This window comes from Pseudomonas sp. NBRC 111124, assembly GCF_001320245.1.
GTDB lineage: Bacteria > Pseudomonadota > Gammaproteobacteria > Pseudomonadales > Pseudomonadaceae > Aquipseudomonas.
The window spans coordinates 40751-60008 of sequence record NZ_BCBA01000065.1 but is presented as its reverse complement, the minus strand read 5'-3'; the positions used below and the strand labels follow the sequence as shown (position 1 = coordinate 60008).

Sequence of the window (19258 nt, the reverse complement as noted above, 5' to 3'; positions counted from 1 at the left end):
ACCGTGGATACCGTAGAAAAACAACATGCCGTGTCATCGCTGACCGACACTCTGGCCAAGTTCACTGCCTATATCGGCAAGCGCCTACCCAAGGACGTAAAGGCAAAAACTGCCAAGCTGCGCGCGGCGGAAACCAACCCGCTGGCCATCGCTGTCTACGACTCGATGGCCGACAACCAGGAATATGCCGACAAACTCAACCGTCCGAGCTGCCAGGACACCGGGGTGATCCAGTACTTCATTTCGGCCGGCGCGCGTTTCCCGCTGCTGGGTGAGATGGAAGGCATCCTCGAAAACGCCACTCAGGAAGCCACCATTCATGGGCCGCTGCGCCACAACGCGGTCGAAACCTTCATCGAAAAGAACACCGGCACCAACACCGGTTCGAAGATCCCGTGGCTGGACTGGGAAATCATCCCTGATGCCGACTATGCCATTGTCGACGTCTACATGGCCGGTGGCGGCTGCACCCTGCCGGGGTCGGCCAAGGTGCTGATGCCTGGGCAGGGTTACGAGGGGGTGACCGAGTTTGTCTTCGATGTCATCACCTCGCGTGGCGTCAACGCCTGCCCGCCGTTGCTGGTAGGGGTAGGGGTATCGACCTCGGTGGAAACGGCGGCACGCCTGTCGAAAAAGGCCATCCTGCGCGAAGTGGACTCCAGCCACCCCAACGAAAGCGCGGCGATGATGGAGAAGCTGCTGGAAGAGGGCCTCAATGAGATCGGCATCGGCCCTCAGGGGCTGACCGGTAACAGCAGCGTGATGGGCGTGAACATCGAGTCCTCGGCACGCCACCCTTCGACCATTGGCGTGGCCGTGTCCACCGGGTGCTGGGCGCACCGTCGCGGCAAGATCCGCATCAATGCCGACCTGACCTATGACATCCTCTCCCACGAAGGCGTAGTCCTGTGAACAGTCCTGTGAAAAAGATCATCAACACCCCTATCAGCGACGACGATCTGGCTGGCCTGAACGTCGGCGATGTGGTCTACCTCACCGGCCAGCTGGTGACTTGCCGCGACGTGGCCCACCGTCGCCTGATCGAGCTGGGGCGCGAGCTGCCGGTGGATCTGCGCGGCGGCGCGATCTTCCATGCCGGGCCCATCGTCAAGAAGAAAGAAGATGGCAGCTTCGAGATGGTTTCCATCGGCCCGACGACCAGCATGCGCATGGAGAAGTTCGAGAAACAGTTCATCGAGCAGACCGGGGTGAAGCTGATCGTCGGCAAGGGCGGCATGGGGCCGGAGACCACCACCGGCTGCCTGGAGAACAAGGCCGTGCACGCGGTGTTCCCCGGTGGCTGCGCGGTACTGGCGGCCACGCAGGTCGAGGAGATCGAGCGCGCCGAATGGCAGGACCTGGGCATGCCGGAGACCCTGTGGGTGAACCGCGTGCGGGAATTCGGGCCGCTGATCATCTCGATCGACACCAAGGGCAACAACCTGTTCGAGCAGAACAAAGCCCGCTTTAACGAGCGCAAAGGTGCGGTGATCGAGAAGATCAACAGCCAGGTGCGGTTCATCAAGTAGCCTTCACCTGTATCGGCCTCTTCACGGGCGTCACTGAGCTTGAACCCAGTGACGATCTTGTGGGAGCGGGCAAGCCCGCGAAGAGGCCAATACAGGCAGTGCAAGGCTCAATGGGCGGTACGCAAGGGCACTTCGCGCAACAACCAGGACAAGGCAAAGGCCACACAAGTAACCACAGCCGCCACCAGAAACACCCCATGCATGGCCCCGGAGAACGCCTCCAGATACGCCTGCAGCTGCGGCGCCGCCAAGGCATGTACCGCCGTCGGAGACAGGCTCGCGGCCCCACCACTGCTGGCCGCGAAATCACTCGGCAGCCCATCGAGCAGCGCATGGGAAAACAACGCGCCGAACACCGAAACTCCCACTGAACCGCCAATGGATCGGAACAGCGTTGCCCCCGAAGTCGCCACCCCCATGTGCCGACGCTCGACACTGTTCTGCACCGCCAGGATCAGCACCTGCATCACCATGCCCAGGCCTGCACCCAATAGCCCCATGTACAGGTTCATCCGCCACATCGGCGTGTCCAGGTCCAGGCGGCTGAGCAGCCCCAGGGCAATCACCTGCAGCAGCGTGCCAACGATCGGGAACACCCGGTAGCGTCCCCAGCGGCTGATCAGCCGCCCGGTAATCGCCGAGACCACCAGCAAACCCCCCATCAACGGCAGCATCTGCAGGCCGGCGCTGGTGGGCGAGGCATCCTTGACCACCTGCATGTACAGCGGCAGGAAGGTCACCGAGCCGAACAGCGACACGCCGACGATCAGCCCGATCAACCCGGCCAGCACGAAAGTGCGGTGGCGGAACAGGTGCAGCGGCATGATCGGCTCGGCCGCGCGGCGTTGTTCGAAGACGAAGCCGACCAGGCCGATGATGGCGAACAGCGCCAGGCACAGCACATCCAGCGAGGCCCAAGGCAGCAGGCTGCCGCCCAGGCTGGTGATCAGCACCAGGGCGCCCAGGGTGATGGTCAGGAAAAACGCGCCAATATAGTCGACCACATGCTTGACCGGTGCCACATGTGGGCGGAACACGCTGCCGATCACCACGACCGCCAGCAGGCCCAGCGGCAGGTTGATGAAGAAGATCCAGTGCCATGACAGATGTTCGACCAGAAAACCGCCAATCAACGGGCCCACCACGGTGGCCAGGCCGAACACGCCCCCAAACAGGCCCTGGTAGCGGCCGCGTTCGGCAGGCGCAATGACGTCGCCGATGGCCGCCATGGCGACCACCATCAGGCCGCCGCCGCCCAGGCCCTGCAACGTGCGGAACAGGATCAGCTGGGTCATGTCCTGGGCCAGCCCGCACAGCGCCGAGCCGAGCAGGAACAGGGCGATGGCAATCTGCAGGACGCGCTTGCGCCCGTAGAGGTCGCCGAACTTGCCGTACAGCGGCACGACCACGGTGGAAGCCAGCAGGTAGGCGGTGACCACCCAGGACAGCCAGCGCAGGCCGCCGAGGTCACTGACGATGGTCGGCAGCGCGGTAGAAACGATGGTCTGGTCCAGGGCGGCGAGGAACATCACCAGCATCAAGGCGCCGAGCAGCAGCGGGATCGAGGCCTGTGTGGAGGAGGGCGCGTCAACGGAAGTCGGTTGCATGGGGTTGCCTCGAGCCTGTGGGTGCGATTGAGCGTCCATGTATGGTCAGCAGCCTTTGCCCCGGGCGTACTGGCGGCCGGCTTCCTGCAAGCCGGCCAGGGCGAAGCTGTACAGGTGGGCAGACACGTCTTCGGCCGGCATGCCGAGGATCTCGTGCAGCGTCCCGGTGGAGCCGCGCGGGCCGATCAACAGCATCGCCCAGGGCGCGGTGACGCAGAGGATGCAGCGGGTCAGTGCCGCGTCGTCTCGCGGGATGGCGGTGATTTCGCTGAACAGGCCCTTGAGCAGCGACAGCCTCAGCGGTGCTTCGGCCTGCATGTGTGCCTGGCCATGCGGGCTGGGCGCGAGGATTTCAGCGGCCAGCACGCGCAGGTGCCAGTTGTCGCGGCTTTGCGTGGCCTTGCGCACCACCAGTTCGACCAAGGCCTGCAGTTTTTCTGCCGCCGGCTGCTCGCCGAGGGCGATCCGCTGCAGGTCGGTGATGTCCAGAAAGCGCCGCCGTGCTTCGTCGAGTACGGCCAGGTACAAGCCGTTGCGGCTGCCGAAGTGATAGTTGATCGACGCCAGGTCGACTTCAGCCTTGGCGGCGACGGCTTTGTTGCTGGCTTCGGCATAACCCACGGCGGCGAACAGTTCGCCAGCAGCCTGGAGGATGCGCGTGCGTGTCGCTTCGCCGTCCTTGCGGGGTTCGCGCGGTGTGATGGCCATGATGCGGTGCTCTCGATTTGATGCGATGGCAGGCAGCGTGAGACAGTTTCAAATTAAATTCAATTTAAATTTAATGCTCGCGAGCTGCCGGCGACAGAAGGTATTGCCGCGTTGCACCCCAATGGCGCCTGCCCACTAGGGAGAGAGGCCTCAGTTGTGGTATACAACTCAGTAACGACACCACCTTTGCTGGCGCCCGGATGCGTCGCGGCGGGATGGTGATTGACTTGCACCCGCTCCATTTACTGTGAAACGGAGATTCGAAAATGACCGCCACCGACCGTCTGAGCCTGCTGCAGTACGAGCACCTGGGCCTGGACGATGCTGCCGCTGCCGAGTTCAAGGTGGCTCTGGAGGAGCTGCGCAAGCTGGCGCTGGAAGACCGCTACGAACATCCTGCCGCCCTGCATCTGGGTGATATCGCCGACGCCGAGAACCGCCAGGAACTGGCTGAAGCTAAAGGCTGGGGGACCGGTTTTCTACAAGGGCTGACCTGTGCCAAGGTGTTCTCGCCGGAACAACTGGAAGCTCTGCGCCGCGTGTTTCAGGGCGCGGGGGAACGTGCTATCAAGCGCATGTGCAGGTAAGTAGCGTTAATAGCTTGCCGCTCTTTGCAATGGAGAGCGGCAACCGGCGAAAACGCGACTCGAGGGATATAGCTTTATCGCTAATGCCTCATGTAACTCGTTAACTTCATGTTTTCAAAGCATTGTCGCGAAAGTTGGCGGTAACGCGCGAATAACTGCTTTTCGTCAAATGGGTATGCCGCAAAGGCCGACCGTTCAGAACGTTCTTTTCCCTTCCCGCGAAGACAAGCGCAGTAGCCGTTTATCGACTTTACTGACTGGCGCTGATGCCGAAACTTCATGTATCGGGCGCATTGAGTATTGGCGTCGAGTGCCGCCATGGATTGAGGCGGTCCTTTGGGGGAGACCATGAGCCAGAGCCAGACACTGGTCATCTGTGAGTATTGCGACGCGGTGTACCAGCGTACGCCGTTGCATAAACACCAACAGGCACTGTGCGTTCGTTGTGGCGGCGTGTTGTATCGCCATAAAAGCCTGTCCATCCAGCAGCGCCTGGCACTGAGTGTCACGGGCGCGGTATTGCTGATCTTTGCCAATGCCTATCCGGTGATGACCATTGGCATGCAGGGGTTGAGCAACTCTGCGACGTTATGGGATTCGGTGCTGATCCTGAGCAGCGGCAGTATCACTTTCATTGCCTTGGTCATGGCCCTGGCCATCATCTTTGCGCCGGTGCTGCAGATTGCCTTGCTCTGTTGGGTGCTCAGCTTCGCCGTGGCCGGGCGTCGGGCGCCAGGGTTTGCCATGAGCATGCGCTGCCTGGAAGGCCTGCGTCCTTGGAGCATGCTGGAGGTCTGCCTGCTGGGCGCTCTGGTGGCCGTGATCAAGCTGGCGGGCCTGCTGGAGGTGATCCCCGGTATCGGCCTGGTGGCCCTCGCAGCGCTGAGCATGCTGATTATCTACATTGCCGGGCGCGATATCCGCGACCTGTGGGAGCAGGTATGAGTACGCCCGTGCTGGCAGACGAGATGGGCCTGTGCCTGTGCCACGGCTGTGGCCATGCCTGCGAGCTGGGCAGCCATGTGCATGCCTGCGAGCGTTGCGGCGCGCCCGTGCACCGGCGCAAGACCAACGCCATTGCTCGGGGCTGGGCCTTTCTGGTGGCTGCGCTGGTGTTCTACGTCCCCGCCAACCTGCTGCCGGTGATGCACACCGAAATGCTTGGCAGTGGCAGCGACAGCACCATCGGTGGCGGCGTGGTGGAGTTCTGGGAACACGGCGCCTGGGACATCGCCCTGATCATTTTCATCGCCAGCATGGGCGTGCCTGCGATCAAGTTCTTTTCCCTCGGTTTGCTGCTGTACACCGCCCAGCGTCGCTCGAACTGGGCGCGACGGCAGCGCGCGCAGCTGTTTCGTTGCGTGGAGCTGATCGGTTACTGGTCCATGCTCGACGTGATCGTCGTTGCGCTGGTGGCCGCCTTGGTGCAGCTGCGCGGCTTGGGCACCATCGAACCGCGCCCGGGCATCCTGTTTTTCGGCATGGTCGTGGTGCTGACCATGTTTTCGGCGATGAGCTTCGATCCACGCTTGATCTGGGATCACCCTGGCGATAATGGAGGCCGCACTGATGGCGCAAGCAAGTGATGCGCGAAATGGGGCCGGGCAGGCAGAGGTACGCACCCGGCGCTGGAATGTTTCACTGGTGTGGATCGTGCCGATCCTGGCGATCCTGGTGGGGGCTTCGCTGGTGGTGCGCAACTGGATGCAGCAGGGGCCGGTGATTTCGATTTCCTTTCGTTCCGGCGAAGGATTGGTGGCGCACAAGACGCAGGTGAAGTACCGCAGCGTGGTGATTGGCGAAGTGACCACCGTGGACCTCGCCGAGGACCACAACAGCGTCGTCGTCAAAGTGCAACTGGCCAATGATGCCCGCTCGTTCGCTACCGAGGGCGCACGCTTCTGGGTGGTACGGCCGCGGATCGGCGCGGGCGGTGTGTCCGGCGTCGATACCTTGCTGTCCGGTAGCTTCATTGGCGCCGATGCCGGTGAATCGAAAAGCGCTGAAAAGAACTTCACCGGCCTGGAGCTGCCGCCGGCGATCACTTATGGCGAGAAGGGCAAGCGCTTTGTGCTCAGCGCCGAAGACCTCGGTTCGCTGGATATCGGCGCATCCATCTATTACCGCAAGATCCCCGTGGGTGAAGTGGTGTCCTATGCCTTGCAGGACGATGGCAAGGGGGTGGAGATCGGCATCTTCGTGCAATCGCCCTACGATAACTTCGTCACCGGTGACACCCGTTTCTGGAATGCCAGTGGCGTGGACATGCAGATCGGCGCCAATGGCCTGAAGATCGATACCGAGTCCTTGTCGTCCATCCTGATCGGCGGGCTGGCTTTCGGCTCTCCTGACTTTACCGCAGATGTCCAGCCAGCAGCGGACCAGGCGCACTTCCAGCTGTTTGCCGACCGTGAAGCTGCGCTGGCACCGCCTCACGGCAAGGGGCAGTACCTGCAGCTGCGTTTCGACCAGTCCATGCGCGGGCTGTCGGTGGGCGCCCCGGTAGAATTCAAGGGTGTGGAGTTTGGCAGGGTCACTTCGATCAAACTGGATTACGACCCGGTGAAACAGATTTTCCCGGTGGTGGTGGATGCGGTGATCTACCCGCAGCGTCTGGGCCCTGTGCATCAGAAGATGCTGGCGGTGTTCAAGCACACCGAGGGTGACCTGAACGGTGCACGGCAGCTGATCGGCACCTTTGTCGAACATGGCCTGCGGGCACAAGCGCGCAGCGGCAATCTGATCACTGGGCAGATGTTCATTTCCCTGGACTTCTACCCCGGCGCGCCCAAGGTCGCGTTCGACCGGGAGGCCAATCCGATCGTCATACCGACCATGCCGGGCAGCCTGGAGATGCTGCAGGAGCAGCTGCAGCATTTCGTCGAGCGCATCGGCAAGTTGCCGCTGGAGAGCATTGCCAACAACCTCGACGGTACCCTGCGTGACCTGCGTGCCAACCTCAAGACCTTCAACAGCCAGACGTTGCCAGGGGTGAAAGCCACCCTCGACGACATGCAGAAGACCTTGAAGACCGCCAACGCCACCATTGCCGACGACTCCCCCGAGCGCGAACGGCTGGGTGAAACGCTGGACGAGCTGGAGCGCATGTCGCGCTCGCTGCGCGACCTGACCGACTACCTCGGGCGCCACCCCGAGTCGCTGATTAAAGGCCGGCCGAAGGCGGCCGGTGCGCAAGACTTGAGACCTTGAAAGTGAAAGGGCCAAAGGAGTGTGAGCTGATGCATCGAGTGCGCAACCTGTGTGGGGCCGGCCTGCTGATCTGGCTGAGCGGCTGCAGCAGTACCCCGAACAACTACCACACCTTGGTCCCGGCCCAGCCGGTGCAAAGTGGCAGTCAGCACGTGCAGGTGAGCCGGGTCAGCCTGCCGCCGCAGGTGGATCGCCCGCAACTGGTAGTGCGCCAGGGCAGCAGTGGCCTGGCAATTCTGGAAACGGAGTGGTGGGGCGCCAACCTGGTCGATGAGTTCCGCAGCGCCCTGCAAGACATGCTGGGCGGCCCGGTGGCCGGCCCCAGCAGTGTATTGAGGGTCGATGTGCAGCGCTTCGACAGCGTGCCCGGGCAGTACGCCTCGCTCGATACCCTCTGGCGCCTGAAACGGCCGGGCGAGCCCGAACTGACTTGCCGCACGGCGGTGCAGACCGCCACCGACAACAGCATCAACAACCTGGTCAACGCGCACCAAGCCAACCTGCGCAAGCTGGCCGAGGCCGTGCGGGCAACCGCGGCGCCAGGCAGGCCGTGCCCAACCACATGAAGCGGCTGAACAAGGGTACGGAGAGCGCGCATGAAGTTACGCATGAGATTGCTCTGGCTGTTCGTACCGCCGCTGCTGCTGGTGTTGCTGCTGGTCTATTTTGCGGCCCAGGGCATGTTGCTGGCGCGCCTGGACAAGCAGGACGAGCGCCTGCTGATCGCCGAGGCCGAACGTCTGCGCGCGTTGCTGGGCAACAGCTTCGAGCGTGACGCCAACCGCCTGCGGCAATGGGCACAGGCGATTCCAGGTGCGGTGCCTTCGGCGTTCCCGCTCGACGCCGCCACGCTGGGCCGCAGCGGCTTCGACTTCATTCTTTACTTCGCCAACGGTGAGCAGCGGGTGAGTTGGCGGCCGCTGGACCTGGCGGCGCTGGAGCGCCCGGCCGGCGCCCAACCCCTGAGCCTGCAGGCGCTGCATGAGGGCGTCGCAGCACAATTGGCGCGACTGCTGCAGCCACAGGATGTGGCGCCACCTGCGCAATTGCTGGCTGTACTCAAGGTGCCGCTGATTCTGGTAGCGGTGGACACCGCGCGCAGCGGCGAAAGCGCCGAAAGCGCTGGCGGCGTGCTGCTGGCGGGGACGTTCCTGGACAGCAAGCGCATCGCCTCGCTGCAGCAACAGTTGGGCGGTGAGCTCACCTGGCTGCCATCGACCACCGATCAGCAGCGGCCGGTGTTGCAGGCAGAACTCATGAGTATCGGTAATCGCCAGGTGGTTGATGACCGCCACCAGAGTATCGACCTGCTGTTTCAGGACAGCCTGGGCGAGCCACAGCTGCGCCTGCAATTGACCCGCGAGCGCCATCTGTATCTGGAAGGCGAGCAGCAACTCATGGTGTTCCTTGGCGTGACAGGGGGGCTGATCGGCCTGGCCTGGCTGCTGATCTACCTGGCGCTGGAGGTCACCTTGCTGCGGCGCATTGCCCGGTTGCATCGGGAGCTTCTGGCCATTGGCCCCACTGCGGCAGGACGGCGCCTGACCGATGACGGGCGCGATGAACTGGGCAAGCTGGCGCGCGAAGCGAACCGCGCACTGGACCGCCTGGAGCAGAGCGAAGCCCGCGACCGGGCGATTCTCGAGGCCATGGAAGATGGCTATTTCGAGCTCGACGAACTGGCCAGGATCGAATCGGTCAACCCGGCGTTCTGCCGGTTGCTGGGTTACCCGGCGGGTCAGCTGCTCGGCCGTACCTTCGCCTCGCTGCAGGAAACGCAAGCGCCCCCCGCAACAGAAGCGCCAGTGATCGCCGAAACCGAGCCCGGCGCGCCGCTCTCGGCTCGGCTGCGGCGCGCCGACGGCAGCATTGGCCACTTCGAAACCCAGATTTCCAGGCGGCACAACGCCGGCGGCCAGCTGATCGGCTATCGCGGCATCCTGCATGATGTCAGCGAGCACGTGCAGCACCAGCGCCAGCTGTTCAACCTGGCCTACCAGGACACCCTGACCGGGTTGGGCAATCGCAAGGCGTTCCATGAAGACCTTGCCCGTCACCTGCAAGGCGGCGCCATGCCGCTGGCACTGATCTTCCTCGACCTGGACCGCTTCAAGCAGGTCAACGACCGCTTCGGCCACGATGTCGGTGATGCCTTGCTGGTGTGCACGGCCGAGCGCCTGGGCAATGCCCTGCGCCAGCCGGACAAGGCCTATCGCCTGGGGGGAGACGAGTTTACCGTGATCGTGCCGGCCACCCGCTTCCAGGACGCCACTGCCCTGGCCGCGCGCTTGCTCAAGCTCCTGGCGGAACCGGTCAGCGTCAGCGGGGTGGCCATTGATTTCGTCACCCCGAGTATCGGCCTGGCCCTTGCGCCTGCCCATGCCAGCGAAGTCGATGCACTGGTCAAGGCGGCCGATCAGGCGATGTACGAGGCCAAGCGTCAGCGCGGCCGGGTGTGCGTTTTCCAGCACAGCGATTAAGTGCCGGTTGGCGCGCAAACGGCGCATGACAGGCTGGCGCATGGCCAAACCTGGGCCAGACTATTGGAACCACGCGGCCGCCGAATGCCACAGCTTCCGAGGGGTGTAGATGATCGAGCCTTGTCGCTGCCGGTCCCTGCTGCTGTCACTCTTCATGCTTCTGTTGCCCGGATTTGCGGCAGCAGAGGCACTGTGCGGCCAACTCACCGCGACCGGTAATCCGGAATACCCACCGTATCTCTGGCGTGACCCGCAAAACCCTGAGCAACTGATCGGGGCCAACGCCGACTTGCTCAAGGAAGTCGGCAAGGCACTTGGGCTGGAGGTGAAGGTGCTGTATGGCGGGCCATGGTCGAGGGCACAGGAAGAGGTGCGCACCGGGCGTATCGACCTGATGGCGGGGTACTTCCTGACCCAGGAGCGCCAGCAGCAGATGGACTTCATCAACCCGCCGTTCCTGCGTACCCGCAGCGTGGTCTGGGTCCGCCAGGACGGTGCGTTTGCCTATCGTGGGTGGGCGGATCTCAAGGGCCGCAACGGCGGGACGCTGGTCAGCAATAGCCACGGGCAGCAGTTCGACGACTATGCCAAGGCCAACCTCCAGCTCGAAGCGGTGCCCGGCGCCACGCAAGCCTTCGAAAAACTGCTGCACAAGCGCAACGACTACCTGATCTATGAGCAGTACCCCGGCATGGCACTGGCACGGACGCAGGGTTGGGATGCGCAACTGAAGGTGCTCGACCCGCCGGTGTCCAGCGAGGGCCTGTACCTGGCGCTGTCGCATCAGTCGAAGTGCAATCGTCCAGAGCTTCGCGAGCGGTTGGCGCGGAAGATGGAAGAGCTGGTTGCCGGGCCGGTGCCGGAGCAACTGGTGGAGAATAATCTGGAATTATGGCGGCGGCAGCAGGCGCAAGGGCAGCCTTGAAAGGCATTGACTATCCATCAACCTCCAGCGCCCGCTTGGCTTCGCTCACCTTGACCTCACCCGGCAAAGCGACGCCGTTTTTGGTGGCCAGGATCTCGGCCATGACACTGACGGCAATCTCTGCCGGTGTCTTGCTGCCGATATAGATGCCAATCGGCCCATGCAGCCGCTGCAGCGAGGCCTCGCTCTCCCCGAAATGCTCGATCAGGCGTTCCCGACGCGACTGGTTATTGCGCCGCGAACCGATCACGCCAATGTAGAACGCTGGGCTGCGTAAGGCTTCGAGCAGGGCCAGATCGTCCAGCTTCGGGTCGTGACTGAGACCGACGATACAGCTGCGCAGGTCCGGGGCGAACGCGCGCACCACGTCATCCGGCATGCCGACGATCTTCTCTACGCCAGCCACGTTCCAGCCATCCATGTATTCAGGGCGCGGGTCGCAGACCGCCACCTTGAAGCCGTTGAACAGCGCCATGGTCGCCAGGTACTCGGCCAGCACCCCGGCACCGATCAGCAGCATGCGATAACCGGGGCCCAGGGTATTGAGCATGTGCCGGCCATCGAAGCCGAACTGCTCCGGTGCGCCGGTGGTGGTCAGTTGGACCTGGCCGTTATCCAGGTCCAGTTCACGGCGCACCAGGTTGCCGCTGTCCAGCAGTGGCAGCAGTTGTTCAAGGCTTGCCAGCGCCGGGTCGAATTCGAGGATCAGCTCAAGGGTGCCGCCGCAGGGCAGGCCGAAGCGCTGCGCTTCATCGGCGCTGACGCCGTAACGCACCACGTGCGGCAGACGTTGCGGCATGCCTTCGCCTTGGTAGGCAGTGGTATAGCGGTGGATGAGGTCATCCTCGATGCAGCCGCCGGAGACGCTGCCAACCACCCGGCCATCACCGCGCAGGGCCATCATCGAACCCACAGGCCGCGGCGATGAACCCCAGGTACGGGCTACGGTGGCCAGTAGCACGCGTTCGCCGGCCAACAGCCAGTCGCGAGCGGTGCGCAAGACCAGCAGATCGATGCTTTCCATGGGGACCTCTCTTGAAAAGTAAGTACCTGTGCTGGCCTCTTCGCGGGCACGCCCGCTCCCACAGGTATCGCACCCATCTGAAATGTTGTGCATTCGGTGTGGGAGCGGGCGTGCCCGCGAAGAGGCCAGTGCAGACAACATCATTCAGCGCATGTGCAAGATGATCGGGCTACTGCTGGCCGGGTCGGTGTGCCCGCGCAGCTTGCCCACCGCCTGTGCATCCACCGCGCCGCCCGCGTTGCCCCAGGTGCTGCGCACGTAACTCAGGACATCAGCGATTTCCTGGTCCGACAGCTGCTCGCGGAACGCCGGCATGCGGTAGGCGTCCGGTATGCCGGCAGCGACGATACGTTGCGAGCCATTGAGGGTGATGTTGATCGCCGAGGCATTTTCCCGGGCCAATGCCGAAGTCGCACCGGCCAGCGGTGGCATCCACTCGGCCTGGCCCTTGCCGTCCAGACCGTGACAGCTGGCGCAGCGGGTGACATAAGTGTGGGCGCCCGGGCTGTCCAGTGGCGTGTCGGCGGAAACCGCCTGGTATTGCCAGGGCGCCCCGTCACGCTGTGGGTCCCCGGGCAGCGACTTGAGGTAGCGGGCGATGGCACCCAGATCCTCATCACTCATGAATTGCGTCGAGTTGTTGAACGCCTCGGTCATCGACCCATACACCACGGCATGCCGGTTGCGCCCGGTCTTGAGGAACTGGACGATCTCGGCCTCGCTCCAGCGGCCGAGCCCGGTGTTGTGGTCGCTGCGCAGGCTGGGCGCGTACCAGCCATCGAGCAGGGCGCCGGCGAGGAAGGGTGCACCGGTTTCATCCAGGGCCTTCTCGTTGAAGGCCAGGCCGCGTGGCGTATGGCAACTGCCGCAGTGGCCGGGCCCCTGGACGATATAGGCGCCGCGGTTCCACAGCACATCCTGCCCAGGCTTGGCCGCGTACGGCGTATCGGCGGCGAACAGGCCGTTCCACATTGCGATGGGCCAACGCAGGTTCAACGGCCATGGGATATCGCTGGGGATGTTCGCCTGCTGAACGGGCTGCACACCTTTCATGAAGAACGCGTACAGCGCCTGTACATCGTCATCGCTGAGCTTGGCGTACGAAGGATAGGGCATGGCCGGGTACAACCGCCGGCCACCTGGCGCGACGCCGTGGCGCACGGCGCGGTCGAAGTCGGCCAGGCTGTAGTTGCCAATACCGGTCTCGCGGTCTGGCGTGACGTTGGTGGCGTGGATCGTACCGAGCGGCGTGGCCATTGCCAGGCCTCCGGCAAAGGGCTTGCCGGCGGGCAGGCTGTGGCAGGCTACGCAGTCGCTGAGCCGGGCGACATATTCGCCCCGGCTGACCCGCGCGGGGTCGAAGTTTTCGGTGGCTGCGACGGCAAAAGGCGAGGCGGGCTCACGGGTCACGTACCAGGCCAGCAGGCCGGCCGCGACCAGGCACGGTACGGCCAGCCAGCCCGCGGTGCGGGCGAAACGGCTGTGGGTCATGGGGCAGTCCTTGTCCGGTCAGCTGAAGGTGTGGCGGCTAAGCGGCAGGCTACGCACCCGCTGGCCGGTGAGCTGGGCCACGGCGTTGGCCACGGCAGGCGCCACCGCCGGCAACGGCGGTTCGCCGATACCGCCCATTTTTGCCCCGCTCTCGACAATACGCACGTGCACCCGGGCCATGCGCGAAGGCGGCAGGATCGGGTACAGGTCGTAGTTGCGGGCGCGCGGCTTGCCATCGATGAACACCGCTTCTTCCACCAGTGTCTGCGACAGGCCCAGGGCCACGGCGCCGTTGACCTGGTGCTCGATGATCGCCGGGTTGACGATGCTGCCCGGGTCGATCGCCTGCCAGATGTCATGCACCTTGACCTGGCCGTTTTCGATCGACACCTCGGCGATTGCCGCAGCTTCCGAGCCAAAGGGTGAAGCCATGGCAATACCTCGGGCGCGCTTGCTGCCGTCTTCTGCGGTGAACGGCCCGCGTTTCCAGCCGCCGGACAACTCGGCCACCGCGTGCAGCAGGTTGGTCAGGCGCTGATTGTCGCGCAGCAGGTGCAGGCGCAGTTCGTAAGGGTCCTTGCCGCCCTTGTCGGCCAGTTCGTCGAGGAACGACTCGTAGAAGAAGTCGTTCAGCGAATTGCCCACCGAGCGCCAGTAGCCGAGCATGGCCGGGCCCTTGACGTAGATCTGGGCGATCCGTTTGTTGGCAATGGCGTAGGACTTGCCCGACAGGCCTTCGAGGGCCGTGGGGTCGATCTTGTCGCCTTGCCTGCCGGCCAGGGCTTCGGTCGGGCCCTCGGTGGCGCTGACCGCTTCGATGGCCACCGGCAGCCCGTCGGCATCCAGCCCGGCGCGGAACTTGACCACGGCGACCGGGCGCAACACGTCGCGCAGGAACTCTTCCTCGCGGCTCCAGATCAGCTTGACCGGGCGCCCGACGGCCTTCGCCAGGGCGATGGCCTGGGGGTACGGGTTGGCCGAGTCATACAGGAAATGGCGGCCGAAGAAGCCGCCAAGCAGCGGCGAGTGCAGGTTGATCTGCGCTGCGTCCAGGCCGGTGCGCTTGGCGATGTCGTCGCGGAACATGTCAGGCGCCTGGTTGGGCAGCCAGACGTCCAGGGTGCCGTCAGGGTTGAAGCGGGCGAGGGCGGACGGTGGCTCCAGCTGAGCATGGTTGAGGTACTGGTTGTGGTAGCTGGCCTCGACCTTGGTCTTGGCGTTCGCCAGGGCGCCGGCGATATCACCTTGGTTTTCCTCGTCACGGGCCGGTCCTTCAACGCTGGCCAGGTGCTCACGCCAGCCGTCGCTGGAAAAGTCTGCCGGCATCGGCCGCACCTTGCTGTCGGCGCCCGGTTCTTGCCAGTCCACCTGAATCGCCTCGACCGCACGTTTGGCGTGCCACCAGCGTTCGGCGACCACGGCCACGGCGCCCGGCAACGTGTGCACCGAATGCACGCCTTTCATGGCCTTGACCTGCGCTTCGTTGCGCAGGCTGCCCACGGTCATGCCCAGGCGTGGCGCGTGCTGCACGGCGGCGTGAAGCATGCCGTCGACCTTGATGTCGATGCAGTACTGAGCCTTGCCGGTGGATTTGTCGTAGGCGTCCAGGCGCCGCACCGGCTTGCCGATCCAGCGGAACTGGCTGGGGTCGCGCAGCTTGATGCTGGCCGGGTCCGGCACCGGCAGGTCCATGGCACGGCCGGCCAGTTCGCCATAGGCCACCGAGCGGCCAGAAGTCGCATGAATGACCTTGCCAGGCTCGGTGGTGAGTTCGCCGACCGGCACGCCCCATTGTTCTGCCGCAGCCTGCAGCAGCATGGCCCGGGCCAGGCCGCCGAGGCGGCGCATGGTCGGGTAGCTCATGCGCACCGACATGCTGCCACCGGTGATACGCAGGCCGTTTTCCATCACCACATATGCTTCACCGGGTGGCGCGCTTTCGACCAGGAAGTTGGCCGGGTCGACGTCCAGTTCTTCACCGACGATCTGCGCCATGGCGGTGAACGGGCCTTGGCCGCCCTCCATGAACGGGCTGAGCAGGCGCACCTTGCCGTCCGGGCGGATTTCCAGGAACGCCGGCACCTGGGTGCCGCGCTCCGGGGAGGCTGGCGCGGCGGCCTGCACCCGGGGCGAGCCCATCGGCAGGCCGAAACCCAGCACCAAGGCACCTACTGCGGTGCCGGCCAGAAAGCGTCGGCGCGACAGGTTGACGGTTTCGCCCAGCTGCAGCCTGAGCAGTTCTGCGGGGGTATCGACGGGCGTGTTCATCAGGCTTGCTCCCCTTGGGCCAAGGCATGCACGGCGGCATGGATGGCGTTGTAGGTGCCGCAGCGGCAGAGGTTGACCATCGCCGCGCTGATCTGCTCGTCACTGGGCTTGGGGGTGTGCTTGAGCAGCGCCGTGGCCGCCATCACCTGGCCGGACTGGCAATATCCGCACTGCGCCACCTGGTGTTCGACCCAGGCCGCCACCACGCGCTTGCCCACCGCGTCGGCCTCCACCGCTTCAATGGTGGTCACCTCGCGCCCGACCACGCCGGCCACAGGCGTGACACAGGCGCGCACGACGTTGCCGTCCACCAGCACCGAGCAGGCGCCGCACTGGGCCAGGCCACAGCCGTACTTGGTGCCGGTCATGCCCAGGTCGTCACGCAGCACCCAGAGCAGGGGCGTGTCGGCATCGGTGTCGACCTGGTAGGTCTGCTGGTTGATACGAAGTTCCATGGCTCACCTGCTGATCAACGGTTGATGGCGTTTACTGTCTGTTGGGGAATACGTTGTTCCCCAATCCATAAACGCTAGCACAGTGGTATGACCGCTGGTTCCGAGGCGGGCGCAGGTCAGGAGGATCAGGCAAGCAATCCGCTGGATTGTGTAGGCGCACATGGACGCGGGGGAGGACTTGCGCGCGGAAAACCCGGATAATGCCGGCCAATTTCGTTTTGCACGCTTAAATCACGGTAATCCCCGCATGGAAATCAAGGTCAATTTTCTCGACAACCTTCGTCTTGAAGCCAAGTTCGACGACTTCACGGTGATCGCCGACCAGCCGATCCGCTACAAGGGCGATGGTTCGGCCCCGGGCCCGTTCGACTATTTCCTGGCCTCGTCGGCCCTGTGCGCGGCGTACTTCGTCAAGCTGTACTGCCAGACTCGCGATATCCCCACCGAGAATATCCGCCTGTCGCAGAACAACATCGTCGACCCGGAAAACCGCTACAACCAGATCTTCAAGATCCAGGTCGAGCTGCCCGAGGACATTTCCGAGAAGGATCGCCAGGGCATCCTGCGTTCCATCGACCGCTGCACCGTGAAAAAGGTGGTGCAGACCGGCCCCGAGTTCATCATCGAAGAAGTCGACAACCTCGACGCCGATGCCCAGGGCCTGCTGATGCCGGTGGCCGACACCACCACCTACATCCCCGGCAAGGACCTGCCGCTGGAGCAGACCATTGCCAACATGTCCGGCATCCTTGCCGGCCTTGGCATGAAGATCGAGATCGCCTCGTGGCGCAACATCGTGCCCAACGTCTGGTCGCTGCATGTGCGCGATGCGCAGTCGCCGATGTGCTTCACCAACGGCAAGGGCTCGACCAAGGAGGCCGCACTGGCCTCGGCGCTGGGTGAGTTCATCGAGCGATTGAACTGCAACTTCTTCTACAACGACCAGTTCTGGGGCGAAGACATCGCCAACGCGCCGTTCGTGCATTACCCGAACGAGCAGTGGTTCAAGCCAGGGCCGAAGGATGAGCTGCCAGCGCAAATCCTCGACGAAAACTGCCTGGAGATCTATAACGCGGACGGCGAGCTGCGCGGTTCGCACCTGTACGACACCAACTCGGGCAACACCGAGCGCGGTATCTGTTCGCTGCCGTTCGTGCGCCAGTCCGACCAGCAGGTGGTGTACTTCCCGTCCAACCTGATCGAAAACTTGTTCCTGAGCAACGGCATGAGCGCCGGCAACACCCTGGCCGAAGCCCAGGTCCAATGCCTGTCGGAGATTTTCGAGCGCGCAGTCAAGCGCGAAATCCTCGAAGGCGAGCTGGCCCTGCCGGACGTTCCGCAGGAGGTGCTGGCCAAGTATCCGGGTATCCTCGCCGGCATCCAGGGCCTGGAAGAGCAGGGCTTCCCGGTACTGGTCAAGGATGCCTCGCTGGGCGGTGAATTCCCGGTGATGTGCGTGACCTTGATGAACCCGCGCACGGGCGGTGTGTTCGCCTCGTTCGGCGCCCACCCAAGCTTTGAAGTGGCACTGGAGCGCAGCCTCACCGAACTGCTGCAGGGCCGTAGCTTCGAGGGCCTCAACGACCTGCCGCAACCGACGTTCGAAAGCCATGCACTGACCGAGCCGAACAACTTCGTCGAGCACTTCATCGACTCCAGCGGTGTGGTGTCGTGGCGCTTCTTCAGCGCCAAGGCCGATTTCGAGTTCGTCGAGTGGGACTTCTCCGGCCATGGCGAGGACTCCAACACCCAGGAAGCCGCGACCCTGTTCGGCATCCTCGAAGACCTCGGCAAAGAGGTGTACATGGCCGTGTACGACAACCTCGGCGCCACCGCCTGCCGCATCCTGGTGCCGGGTTATTCCGAGATCTACCCGGTCGAGGACCTGATCTGGGACAACACCAACCGCGCCCTGGACTTCCGTGCCGACATCCTCAACCTGCACAGCCTTGATGATCGCGCCTTGCGCGCGCTGCGCCGGCGCCTGGACAAGTGCGAGGTGGATGACTACACCACCATCACCACCCTGATCGGTGTCGAGTTCGACGAGAACACGGTGTGGGGCCAATTGACCATTCTTGAACTGAAGCTGCTGATCTGCCTGGCGCTCAAGCGTTTCGAGGACGCCAAGGAACTGGTCGAGGCGTTCCTGCAGTTCAACGACAACACCGTCGAGCGCGGCCTGTTCTACCAGGCGCTGAACGTGGTGCTGGAAGTGCAGCTGGACGAGGAGCTGGAGCTGGCCGACTACGAGGCCAACTTCCGCCGCATGTTCGGCAACCCGCGGATGGACGCAGTGCTGGGTTCGGTGGACGGTAGCGTGCGCTTCCACGGGCTGACGCCGACCAGCATGAAGCTCGAAGGGCTGGACCGCCACCTGCGCCTGATCGAGAGCTACAAGAAGCTGCACGCTGCACGGGCCAAGTTTGCCTGATGCATCCAGGGGGGCTGTAAAGCAGCCCCCCTGTAGCGCCACCTGCCGCGCAATCGAACGCCCGAACCTACGTCAGTTCTTGCACTTGGCCAGCACCACTTGGCAAGTGTTTGGCGTGCCACCGGAGCGGCCGGCATAGCGGATGCAGTTGTTCAGCGACTTCTGTTTGGCAATACCCAGTGTGTTACCCCAGGCCAGGCCGCCTTCGCCGGTGCTTGGCAGCGCCTTGGCGTAGCAGTTGGCGCCAGGCGCTGCGGCGTAGTAGCGCGCCTTGCTGTTTTTGCTCGAGCACCCGGCACCGACTGCCAGGCTGATGGCCAGAAAGGCATGCGCGGCCCAGTACGCGTAAGGACGTGTGCTGCAAGTGTTCATGGTATCCCTCATTCCGACGCATCAAGTCTTTCAGGATATTTCTCTCAAGCCAAGCGGTGAACTATCCGAACGTCAAGGTGATCCCTTCTTAAGCGCACCCTGCGCACGCCTGATGGACCAGGCCCCACGCCAGTCTGTCAGCCCCAGGTCACCGACTGATAAGGAGGC

General features: G+C 63.8%; 17 protein-coding genes. 10 read left to right on the top strand and 7 right to left on the bottom strand.

All coding sequences use genetic code 11. The features are described from left to right. Window positions 1-3: 3 nt before the first annotated feature. Window positions 4-912 carry a L(+)-tartrate dehydratase subunit alpha gene (gene ttdA, locus APH28_RS23965; RefSeq protein ID WP_082432381.1) on the top strand — a complete coding sequence of 303 codons (909 nt, stop codon included), beginning with the start codon at window positions 4-6 and terminating at the stop codon, window positions 910-912. An 8-nt stretch (window positions 913-920) separates the two neighbouring features. Next, window positions 921-1529 (top strand): L(+)-tartrate dehydratase subunit beta, encoded by a 609-nt coding sequence (gene ttdB, locus APH28_RS23960; protein WP_060512967.1) that lies wholly within the window; start codon window positions 921-923, stop codon window positions 1527-1529. A gap of 107 nt (window positions 1530-1636) precedes the next feature. Here the strand turns inward: ttdB and APH28_RS23955 are convergent, their stop codons facing one another. Continuing rightward, window positions 1637-3136 carry an MDR family MFS transporter gene (locus APH28_RS23955; protein WP_060512956.1) on the bottom strand — a complete coding sequence of 500 codons (1500 nt, stop codon included), beginning with the start codon at window positions 3134-3136 and terminating at the stop codon, window positions 1637-1639. A gap of 45 nt (window positions 3137-3181) precedes the next feature. Continuing rightward, window positions 3182-3844 (bottom strand): TetR/AcrR family transcriptional regulator, encoded by a 663-nt coding sequence (locus APH28_RS23950; RefSeq protein WP_060512955.1) that lies wholly within the window; start codon window positions 3842-3844, stop codon window positions 3182-3184. 266 nt (window positions 3845-4110) lie between these two features. Between APH28_RS23950 and APH28_RS23945 the strand changes: the two genes are divergently transcribed. The 7 genes from APH28_RS23945 (at window position 4111) to APH28_RS23915 (ending at window position 11046) form a co-directional block, all read left to right on the top strand. Continuing rightward, the gene (locus APH28_RS23945; protein ID WP_060512954.1) at window positions 4111-4431 is read left to right on the top strand and encodes a hypothetical protein; all 321 of its coding nucleotides are present in this window, start codon (window positions 4111-4113) and stop codon (window positions 4429-4431) included. Window positions 4432-4779: 348 nt separating this feature from the next. Next, window positions 4780-5376, top strand: a complete 597-nt coding sequence (locus APH28_RS23940) for a paraquat-inducible protein A (protein ID WP_060512953.1) — start codon at window positions 4780-4782, stop codon at window positions 5374-5376. Then, window positions 5373-6017, top strand: a complete 645-nt coding sequence (locus tag APH28_RS23935) for a paraquat-inducible protein A (protein ID WP_060512952.1) — start codon at window positions 5373-5375, stop codon at window positions 6015-6017. Before APH28_RS23940 ends, APH28_RS23935 begins: the two co-directional genes overlap by 4 nt. Further along, window positions 6001-7641, top strand: a complete 1641-nt coding sequence (locus APH28_RS23930; protein WP_060512951.1) for an intermembrane transport protein PqiB — start codon at window positions 6001-6003, stop codon at window positions 7639-7641. Before APH28_RS23935 ends, APH28_RS23930 begins: the two co-directional genes overlap by 17 nt. Before the next feature lie 29 nt (window positions 7642-7670). After that, the gene (locus APH28_RS23925) at window positions 7671-8207 is read left to right on the top strand and encodes a membrane integrity-associated transporter subunit PqiC (RefSeq protein WP_060512950.1); all 537 of its coding nucleotides are present in this window, start codon (window positions 7671-7673) and stop codon (window positions 8205-8207) included. A gap of 42 nt (window positions 8208-8249) precedes the next feature. Next, the gene (locus APH28_RS23920; protein WP_060512949.1) at window positions 8250-10121 is read left to right on the top strand and encodes a diguanylate cyclase domain-containing protein; all 1872 of its coding nucleotides are present in this window, start codon (window positions 8250-8252) and stop codon (window positions 10119-10121) included. Window positions 10122-10230: 109 nt separating this feature from the next. Next, on the top strand, window positions 10231-11046 hold the full coding sequence (locus APH28_RS23915; protein ID WP_060512948.1) for an ABC transporter substrate-binding protein: 816 nt from the start codon (window positions 10231-10233) through the stop codon (window positions 11044-11046). 10 nt (window positions 11047-11056) lie between these two features. Here the strand turns inward: APH28_RS23915 and APH28_RS23910 are convergent, their stop codons facing one another. The 4 genes from APH28_RS23910 to APH28_RS23895 form a co-directional block, all read right to left on the bottom strand. After that, complete coding sequence (locus tag APH28_RS23910; RefSeq protein WP_060512947.1) at window positions 11057-12070, bottom strand: XdhC family protein; 1014 nt, start codon at window positions 12068-12070, stop codon at window positions 11057-11059. 144 nt (window positions 12071-12214) lie between these two features. Further along, window positions 12215-13561, bottom strand: a complete 1347-nt coding sequence (locus tag APH28_RS23905) for a cytochrome c (protein ID WP_060512946.1) — start codon at window positions 13559-13561, stop codon at window positions 12215-12217. Between the two features lie 18 nt (window positions 13562-13579). Further along, complete coding sequence (locus APH28_RS23900) at window positions 13580-15829, bottom strand: molybdopterin cofactor-binding domain-containing protein (RefSeq protein WP_060512945.1); 2250 nt, start codon at window positions 15827-15829, stop codon at window positions 13580-13582. Continuing rightward, entirely contained in the window at window positions 15829-16284 is a 456-nt protein-coding gene (locus APH28_RS23895; protein WP_060512944.1) for a (2Fe-2S)-binding protein, read from the bottom strand. The genes APH28_RS23900 and APH28_RS23895 overlap by 1 nt, the downstream gene beginning before the upstream one ends. A gap of 247 nt (window positions 16285-16531) precedes the next feature. Here APH28_RS23895 and APH28_RS23890 point away from each other — a divergent pair, with 247 nt between their 5' ends. Further along, window positions 16532-18718 (top strand): OsmC domain/YcaO domain-containing protein, encoded by a 2187-nt coding sequence (locus APH28_RS23890; protein WP_060512943.1) that lies wholly within the window; start codon window positions 16532-16534, stop codon window positions 18716-18718. Between the two features lie 72 nt (window positions 18719-18790). Here the strand turns inward: APH28_RS23890 and APH28_RS23885 are convergent, their stop codons facing one another. Continuing rightward, window positions 18791-19090 carry a hypothetical protein gene (locus APH28_RS23885; RefSeq protein ID WP_060512942.1) on the bottom strand — a complete coding sequence of 100 codons (300 nt, stop codon included), beginning with the start codon at window positions 19088-19090 and terminating at the stop codon, window positions 18791-18793. Window positions 19091-19258: the final 168 nt, after the last annotated feature.